Origin of the sequence: Brumimicrobium oceani, assembly GCF_003143775.1 — a bacterium.
GTDB classification, from domain to species: Bacteria; Bacteroidota; Bacteroidia; order Flavobacteriales_D; family Crocinitomicaceae; genus Brumimicrobium; species Brumimicrobium oceani.
In genome coordinates, this window is the sequence record NZ_QFRJ01000002.1 from 68501 (window position 1) to 77500 (window position 9000).

Here is a 9000-nt window from a genome sequence, read left to right on the forward strand (position 1 = left end):
ACTTTTAAAGGAAAATCCACTAAAAAGACCTCCATTGACAAACATCATGATTTTTTTTCAGAAAAAGGGCAAAATAAGCGTGAAATATAGCTTTGCAAAGGCAGAATTAAGTCAAAGCGCTTTCTCCATTATTGTCAACTCTCAACTGATTCATGAATTATCATCGTAATCCTTACTTAAATCGGTGAATATCCTTAATTTTATGGCTCGAAATTAATTTGAAAAAGATATGATAAAAAAAGTAGCAGTTATTGGTGCTGGAACAATGGGAAATGGAATTGCTCACGTGTTCGCACAATTTGGATACGAAGTGTCTATAGTTGATATTTCACAAGCATCACTTGACAAAGGAATGGCAACGATTGAGAAAAATCTTGATCGTATGGTGAGCAAAGAAAAAATTAGTGCAGATGACAAAGCAGCGACAATGGGTCGTTTAACTACTTTCACTTCAACCGAAGAAGGTGTTAAAACTGCAGATTTAATCGTTGAAGCGGCTACTGAAAATGAAAGTTTGAAGTTTAAAATTTTCGAGCAATTAGATAAAGCAGCAAAACCAGAAGCTATTTTGGCAACAAATACTTCTTCTATCTCCATTACGAAAATTGCAGCTGTGACTTCACGTCCAGACAAAGTAATTGGAATGCACTTTATGAACCCGGTTCCAGTAATGAAATTGGTTGAAATTATTCGTGGTTATTCTACTTCTGATGAAGTTACGGATTTAATTATGGAGACTTCAAGGTCATTGAAGAAAACACCAGTTGAAGTAAACGATTACCCTGGATTTGTAGCCAACCGTATTTTAATGCCAATGATTAACGAAGCAATCATCACTTTAAATGAAGGTGTTGCTGGAGTTGAGGAAATTGATACCGTTATGAAATTAGGTATGGCTCACCCAATGGGACCACTTCAATTGGCTGACTTCATCGGCTTAGACGTTTGTTTGGCAATTATGGAAGTATTGTACAGCGGTTTAGGAAATGACAAATATGCACCTTGTCCATTGCTTGTAAACATGGTAGCTGCAGGTAAAAAAGGAGTTAAATCTGGAGAAGGATTTTATGATTGGAGTCACGGGACGAAGGAATTAATTGTTGCTGATAATTTTAAGAAGTAGAATATAAATTTCACAATGATAGCGGACGATTTACAAACTTAGCGAAGCGGTCTCATGACCAAAGGGAGTAATCGTCCCTACATTGTCTCTTCGGATAATGATTGCTTTTTAATATTTGAATGAATTACACTACTTGAATTTTTCATTCTTTAAATTGCTCAATGCTCTTTCAATGACAGCGGACGATTTACTAATCGTCCCTACATTGTTACTTCGAATGATGATTGCTTTTTAATATTGCAATGAATTACATTACTTGAATTCTCCAATGCTCTTTCAATGACAACGGACGATTTACTAATCGTCCCTACATTGTATCTTCGAATTATAATTAACATTTACAATTGGAACAATGATTGTGTAACAAACTACATTTTTAAACGTTATTCAACTATGAAATATATTGTTTTACTATTTATTTTTACGCTATTCACTTCCACTACATTTTCGCAAAAAAATGAAGAAAAACTGCGTGAAAAGGAGCAAGAACTTTCTTTATTGCTGAATGAACTGAGATCTATAAAAGGAGATGAGGAAATTGACAAACTCAATGAAAAATTCAAAAAAGAATTGGGTAAAACCTTAGAAATTGATGGTGCGTTTGACTACCCTTTTTCATCTCTTAAAACAATCGGTAAAATTCACTCTCAAGACAAATTAGTTCGCGTTATTACTTGGAATACGCAATATGAAGATTTGTCTCATAACTATTTCTCATTCATTTTAAAAAAAGACGAAAGAAGAGACAAAGTTTATATCACAGAATTAAATAGAGTGAAACAGCCTTTCATGATGATTCAAAACGAAAGTGTTAATCATGAAAACTGGTATGGTGCGTTGTATTATGAAATTATTGATGTTGAACGAAGAAATAGAACTTATTACACGCTGCTTGGTTACGACGCCAATAATCAAAGTAGTTCAATCAAACTTATCGACGTACTTTACTTTACAGGAAGCAAACCTAATTTTGGATATCCATTTTTCAACACAAAAGAAGGACGAGCAAGAAGGGTAATATTTGAGCACGCCAACAAAGCAACAATGTCTTTAAAGTACGATGATCAAAGGAATAAAATAATTTTCGATCACTTAACACCAGAGTCTCCAGGCTTAAAAGAATTTAGATCTCATTACATTCCTGATATGTCTTATGATGCATACAATTGGGATGGAAAACAATGGATTTTAGAAGAAGACATTATTGCAATCAATAAAAAAGAATCTGATAAAGTTTATCTGAAAGCTTACGATGCAAAGTTAGACTCTGTTGTCACAATCGAAGATAAAAAAAAATGGATTAACCCTGAAGACCCCAACGCCGCCGTGAGTGGTGGAAGACATCAAGCGATTACTCCGGAAGATGTTGGAGAGGAAAACAAAAAAGGGAATAAGGAAAAGAAGAAAAAATCTAAAGCAAAAGAGAAAAATAAAGGAGAAAGTTATTCTAATATTAAGGGAGGTAAAAAACGGAAGAAAAAGAGAAGGTAGATTTGATGAATAAAACAAGCTTAACATCTTTTTTGCTGTAGGCCATTTGCTTTAGGCTATAAGCTTGAATTCAACATGAGTATTGAATCAAAATATCTTGGGTCAAACATGAATCGTTTTCAATTGAAAACAACTGCACACATTCTTAAAAAAACAGTTAATCTAACTGCTGCTCATAATAGCAATTCAAATCTAAATTTCGAATCTGAATGATGTTCGATTATTTTACAAATGTCAAAGTCAATTCCATTAAAGAGATTGCGACATCATCTCTTCACGAAATCAAAAAGAATGACTATCTTTGCATTCTAAAATTTTAACCTTATGTCAAAAAACACAGTCCTCAAAAAGGAAACCAATAAAATAGATTTCGAAGGCTTCAAAAATGAAGTTATTGCTGATTATGAATTGGCATGTGTCTCTAGAGAGGCTTCATTGTTAGGTAGACGTGAAGTACTTACTGGAAAGGCTAAGTTTGGAATATTCGGTGACGGTAAAGAGGTCGCTCAAATTGCTTTAGCTAAGCAATTTAAAGATGGCGATTTCAGATCAGGATATTACCGTGACCAAACCATTATGATGGCAATAGACCAACTAAATGTTCAGCAGTATTTTGCAGCTTTGTATGCAGAAACAGATGAAAATTTAGAACCAGCATCAGGTGGTCGTCAAATGGGTGGACATTATGCCACAAGAAATATTGACAAAAACGGTGAGTGGAAAAACTTGATGGAACAAAAAAACAGTTCTGCCGACATCTCTCCTACAGCCGGTCAAATGGCAAGATTATTAGGATTAGCGCAAGCATCTAAAGTTTATCGTAATCATGATGAACTAAAAAACATAGAAAAATTCAAGTCATTTTCGAATGGTGGAAATGAAGTTGCATTTGGAACAATTGGAGACGCAAGTACTTCAGAAGGTCAATTCTGGGAAGCGATGAATGCTGCTGGAGTCCTTCAAGTACCAATGGTTATGTCGGTTTGGGATGATGGATACGGAATTTCTGTTTCTAAAAAATTCCAAACGATAAAAGAAAGTATATCTGAGGCCTTATCTGGATTCCAAAGAACGGATGAAAAGAAAGGTTTTGAAATTTTCAAAACAAAAGGATGGGATTATCCTCACCTTTGTGCAACTTACGAAAAAGCGGTTAAAGTAGCCCGTGAAGAGCATATTCCAGTTTTAGTTCACGTAGAGGAAGTGAACCAACCGCAAGGACACTCCACTTCTGGTTCTCACGAAAGATATAAGGATGATGCCCGTTTGCAATGGGAAAAAGAATTTGACGCAATAGAAAAGTTCAAAGAATTCATTCTTAAATTCAAAGGAGAGAACGGCGAAACTATTGCAACGGAGGAAGAATTAGACGCGATAAGAAAATCTGCTAAGAAAACCGTATTAGATCAAAAGAAGGCAGCATGGGCTGATTTTAGAAAAGGAACAGGTGCTGATTTTGATGCTGCAATTCAATTAATGAAAAATGTGGCCAACGAAAGTGCAAATGGCACCTTCATCAACAAAGAAATTGAAGGTCTTGAAAAAGCATTTGAGCCCATTAGAAAAGATGTTTACAACACGGTAAATAAAGTACTTCGCTTAGTTCGAGGAGAAAAAGGTTCGGCAAGAACACAACTCATCAACTGGTACAAGGGTAAACTAGAAGAAAACAAAGAAAGATATGGTTCTCACCTCTACTCTGCTTCAAAGTATGCTGTAGAAAATATAGAAGGAATTGCACCAACTTATGGTGATGATGAGAAAATGGATGATGGACGTATGATTTTACGTGATAACTTTATGAAGTTATTCGAAAAACATCCAGAAATTGTAACTTTCGGGGAGGATACAGGAAAAATTGGTGGTGTAAACCAATCCATGGAAGGAATGCAAGAAAAGTTTGGTGAATTAAGGGTTTCAGATACTGGAATTCGTGAAAACACTATTCTTGGTCAAGGGATTGGAATGGCAATGCGTGGTTTACGTCCTATTGCTGAAATTCAGTATTTAGACTACTTATTGTATGCGATTCAGGTAATATCTGATGATTTAGCCACACTGCAATACAGAACAAAAGGAGGGCAAAAAGCACCTGTAATTATTCGTACACGTGGACACCGTTTAGAGGGGATTTGGCACTCTGGAAGTCCAATGGGAATGATTATCAATGCTGCACGTGGAATTCATGTTTGTGTTCCTAGAAATATGACACAAGCTGCTGGAATGTACAATACATTAATCGAAGCAGATGAGCCAGCATTGGTTATTGAACCATTGAATGGGTACCGTGTGAAAGAAGCTGTTCCAACAAACTTAGGAGAATACAAAATTCAACTTGGAAAAGTGGAAATCGTAAACGAAGGAACGGACTTAACATTAGTAAGTTATGGTTCTACGTTTAATATTGCGGCCCAAGCAGTTAAAGAATTAGAGAAAGCAGGAATAAGCGTTGAGTTAATAGATGTTCAAACACTTTTACCTTTCGATTTAGACCATACAATCTCCAAATCTTTAGAGAAAACAAGCCGATTGATGATTGTTGATGAAGACGTTTCTAGTGGAGCATCTGCTTATATTTTAGATCAGATCTTAGTGAAGCAAAAAGCATATTACCTATTGGATAGTGAACCAGTAACTGTAAGTGCAAATGACCACCGTCCAGCTTATGGAACGGATGGAGATTACTTCTCAAAACCAAATATCGACGACATTTATGCAGCGGCTTACCAAATAATGAATGAGGCAGATCCAAAAGAGTTTCCTTCTTTTTTGGATTAATAAATAGTTAAAGTATAATGCAAAAAAAGAGTGTTTCATTAGGAACACTCTTTTTTTGTGTTCAAAATTAAAACAAAACACATCGGGTTTTTAAGCCATAAGGTGTCTTGCTATAATTGACAAAATCCTTATATTCACAAAAAAGTCAAAACTGAAATGAAAATATATCCACTAAATACAGGAAACTTTAAATTGGATGGAGGAGCAATGTTTGGCGTTGTGCCTAGAACCCTCTGGTCTAGAACCAATAAACCCGACGAAAACAATATGTGTAGCTGGTCGATGAGATGCATGCTCATTGAAGACGGTGACCGGTTGATGTTGATCGATACAGGGATTGGTGATAAACAAAGTGAGAAATTCTTTTCGCATTACTATTTATTTGGAGACGATTCTTTGCAAGGAAACTTAAAAAAATTAGGCTTCTCACCTGACGATATCACAGATGTATTTTTAACCCATTTACATTTTGATCATTGTGGTGGAGCTGTAGAACGAATCGGCGATAACAGTTATCAGCCAGTTTTTAAAAACGCAACATTTTGGAGTACAGAAAAACATTGGAAATGGGCAGTAGAACCTAATGCAAGAGAAAAAGCTTCATTTTTATCAGAGAATATTTTACCTATTGAAGCATCTGGTCAGCTTAAATTCGTAACAAGAAAAGACGATTACAGTAAGGATGTTTTTAAAGATATCGACTTGCTTTTTGTTGACGGTCATACAGAAAGTCAAATGATTCCCCATATTCGTTACAAAGGAAAAACTTTAGTTTTCATGGCTGATTTACTACCTTCCGTTGGTCATATACCTTTGCCTTATGTGATGGGCTACGATACTCGACCATTATTAACGCTGAATGAAAAAGATAAATTTTTAAAGAAGGCTGCAAAAGAAGAATATATATTATTTTTAGAACATGATTTTGAAAACGAATGCTGCACTCTAAAGGAAACTGAAAAGGGCATTCGTTTAGATCAGACTTTTAAATTTGAAGATCTTTTTTAACATTACACTACTTTTAAAACACTGTTATGGATAAATACATTAAAGAATTATTATTACTCCATTCAAAAATAATCTTGCCGAAATTTGGTGCAATTGTTATTACGAATGAAGAAACAGGGGAATTATCATTCAATGAATACCTCAGTTATGATGATGGTAAGCTTTCTTCCTTATTAGAGAAAGAATCTAATATGGATTTACAAGAAGCTCAAAACAGTGTTGCAAAATACGTTCGCGATTTAGAACAGCAATTAAACAAAGGGGAAACCTATTCCATTTTTCAATTGGGTGAATTTAGTAAGGACGATTCTGGCTCATTTATTTTTGAAGGAAATGTAAAAACCGGAGGAAAGTCAGGAGCAGATGTTTCGAGCGGTCCCTCACCTACTCCAAAAACTGAGAAAAAAGAAGAGACTAAGGAAGAAGAGAAAACTATTCTACCGAAACCTGAAGCTGAAAAAGTAGAGGCAAATTCGTCGGAAAAGAAAAATATTCTTCCGAAGCCAGAAAAACGAGAGCCAGAGAAACCAATTGAAGAAGAAACTGCGGTTCCTAAGCCTAAGCCAACTACAAAGCCAAAAACAACTGAAAAGACGGAGGGCAAAAAAAATATTTATGTTGAAAAAGATGCCATAGAAAAAACGACTCCTCAACCAGCAGCCCAGCAACAAACAGTTGTTGTAGAGAAAGAAAAGAAACGCAGAAAAGGATTTATATTCTGGTTCTTGCTCGTTTTATTATTGTTTATCGTTACGGGCACCGCCCTTATTTTCACCAACCAAGAGAAGGTTGAAGAATATATGGGTTGGACAATTTTTGACAAAAAGAAAACAGATAAAGAAGCAATAGAAATAGAACCACAACCTCAAGAAAAAGAAGAAGCTTCGGTAGAATCAAAAGAGGAAGAAATTCCTGTGAAAGAAGAAAACTTGGAAGAAGAAACTTCTGTGGAAAAGGAAAAAGAAGAAACTGTTGGCTCCGTTAAAAGTCCAAGAAATATACCTCTTTCAACATCATCAGGAAATCATCATGTAATCGTGGGATGCTTTGGTGAAAAGTCTAATGCTGACAAGCAAGTTGAGAGCTTCAAGGAAAAAGGTTATGATTCAAGAATTCTTTATAAATCAGGTGGATTATATTTCGTAGCAGCACAAAGTTATCCTACATATACTGCTGCAAACTCTGCTTTATCGGCCATTAAACAAGATGCTGATGGCGCTTGGATATATAAAAAATAGATCTATCCGTTAAATCTATCTTACTTCTTAAAATGAGCAAACAGAAGAAAATAATTGATGTTAAACAAGTGATTCATGAGAAGAATCCAAAACTTCTAAAGTTTTTACCTGGATTTACTGTTCGTTATCTTCAAAAAATTCTTCAGGAGAAAGATGTAAATCAATTTGTGCACGATCATAAAAATGATACTCCGATAGAATTTTGTTTGGCAGTGATGGAAAAGTTCAGCATTGATTTGAGCTACGAAGGTTTAGAAAACGTACCCGAAAAAGGAGGTGCTATTCTTACTATGAACCATCCATTGGGAGGAATGGACGCCATGGCTTTAGTTGCTGTTGTTCACAAAAAGCGTCCGGATGTCAAATTTGTTGTAAATGATGTTTTAATGCATTTAGAGAATCTGCAACCCATATTTGTGGGTGTAAACAAACATGGAGGAAACGCGGCTTCATCACTCAAGAAAGTAGATGAAACATTTCAAGGAGATGAGTTACTGTGTATTTTCCCCGCTGGATTAGTCAGTCGGAAAACGGACGGAGAAATTAAGGATTTGAAATGGAAAAAAACATTTGTCACCCGCTCAATTAAATACAACAAAACTATTATTCCAGTTCATATAGATGGAGAACTCACCAATTTCTTTTACAACATGTACTCGATTCGTAAAAAACTAGGTGTAAAAGCGAATATTGAGATGTTGTATTTAGTTAATGAACTATATAAACAACATAATAAAAAAATTAAAATTAAATTTGGAGCACCTTTATATGCTGGAGATTTCGATAAATCCAAGTCTCATGATGAATGGGCACAATATGTAAAAGGAAAAGTCTACGAATTAAAAGATTGATATGTCAGTTACAGAAGAGAAAATTATAGATCCTGTAGATCGAGAACTCATAAAAAGCGAATTAACAAAGGAACGTTTCGGTAGAGTAACCAGAAAAGGAGACAATGAAATATACATTGTAAATCACCATAACTCTCCAAATACAATGAGAGAAATTGGGAGGTTACGTGAGTTGTCTTTCCGCTCTGCTGGTGGTGGAACAAAGAAATCTATTGATATTGACCAATATGATACTTGCACGAATTGCTATCAACAAATGATTGTTTGGTGTCCGGAGGATGAGGAAATCATTGGAGGATTAAGATTTATCAATTGTGCAGATATTTTGACTGACAATCTAGAGGAGTTTATACCAATGAGTACTTCTCACTATTTCACATTTTCAAAGCAATTTAAAACCGAATATCTTCCTACCGCTATAGAATTAGGCCGAAGCTGGGTTCAGCCCATGTATCAGCCTTCAGTAAATCCAAGAAAAGGGCTTTTTGCATTAGATAATTTATGGGATGGT

7 protein-coding genes (1 of these 7 running past the window's edge) are annotated in these 9000 nt (G+C 35.3%); all 7 read left to right on the plus strand.

What is annotated here, in order from left to right; all coding sequences use genetic code 11:
- The first annotated feature begins 232 nt into the window (after positions 1 to 232).
- Positions 233 to 1123, plus strand: a complete 891-nt coding sequence (locus DIT68_RS03215; protein ID WP_109358776.1) for a 3-hydroxybutyryl-CoA dehydrogenase — start codon at positions 233 to 235, stop codon at positions 1121 to 1123.
- A 393-nt stretch (positions 1124 to 1516) separates the two neighbouring features.
- Positions 1517 to 2614 (plus strand): hypothetical protein, encoded by a 1098-nt coding sequence (locus DIT68_RS03220; RefSeq protein ID WP_109358374.1) that lies wholly within the window; start codon positions 1517 to 1519, stop codon positions 2612 to 2614.
- A gap of 324 nt (positions 2615 to 2938) precedes the next feature.
- A complete protein-coding gene (locus DIT68_RS03225) occupies positions 2939 to 5392 on the plus strand; it encodes a thiamine pyrophosphate-dependent enzyme (RefSeq protein WP_109358375.1) in 2454 nt (817 codons plus the stop codon).
- Positions 5393 to 5548: 156 nt separating this feature from the next.
- Entirely contained in the window at positions 5549 to 6400 is an 852-nt protein-coding gene (locus DIT68_RS03230) for an MBL fold metallo-hydrolase (RefSeq protein ID WP_109358376.1), read from the plus strand.
- Positions 6401 to 6426: 26 nt separating this feature from the next.
- On the plus strand, positions 6427 to 7638 hold the full coding sequence (locus tag DIT68_RS03235) for an SPOR domain-containing protein (protein ID WP_109358377.1): 1212 nt from the start codon (positions 6427 to 6429) through the stop codon (positions 7636 to 7638).
- Between the two features lie 32 nt (positions 7639 to 7670).
- Positions 7671 to 8489, plus strand: coding sequence for a 1-acyl-sn-glycerol-3-phosphate acyltransferase (locus DIT68_RS03240; RefSeq protein WP_109358378.1), 819 nt, complete (start codon positions 7671 to 7673; stop codon positions 8487 to 8489).
- Between the two features lies 1 nt (position 8490).
- Positions 8491 to 9000: the 5' portion of a GNAT family N-acetyltransferase gene (locus DIT68_RS03245; RefSeq protein WP_109358379.1), read on the plus strand. The gene runs 435 nt beyond the window's last position; 510 of the gene's 945 nt are visible here — the first part of the coding sequence; the start codon lies at positions 8491 to 8493; its stop codon lies off the right edge, out of view.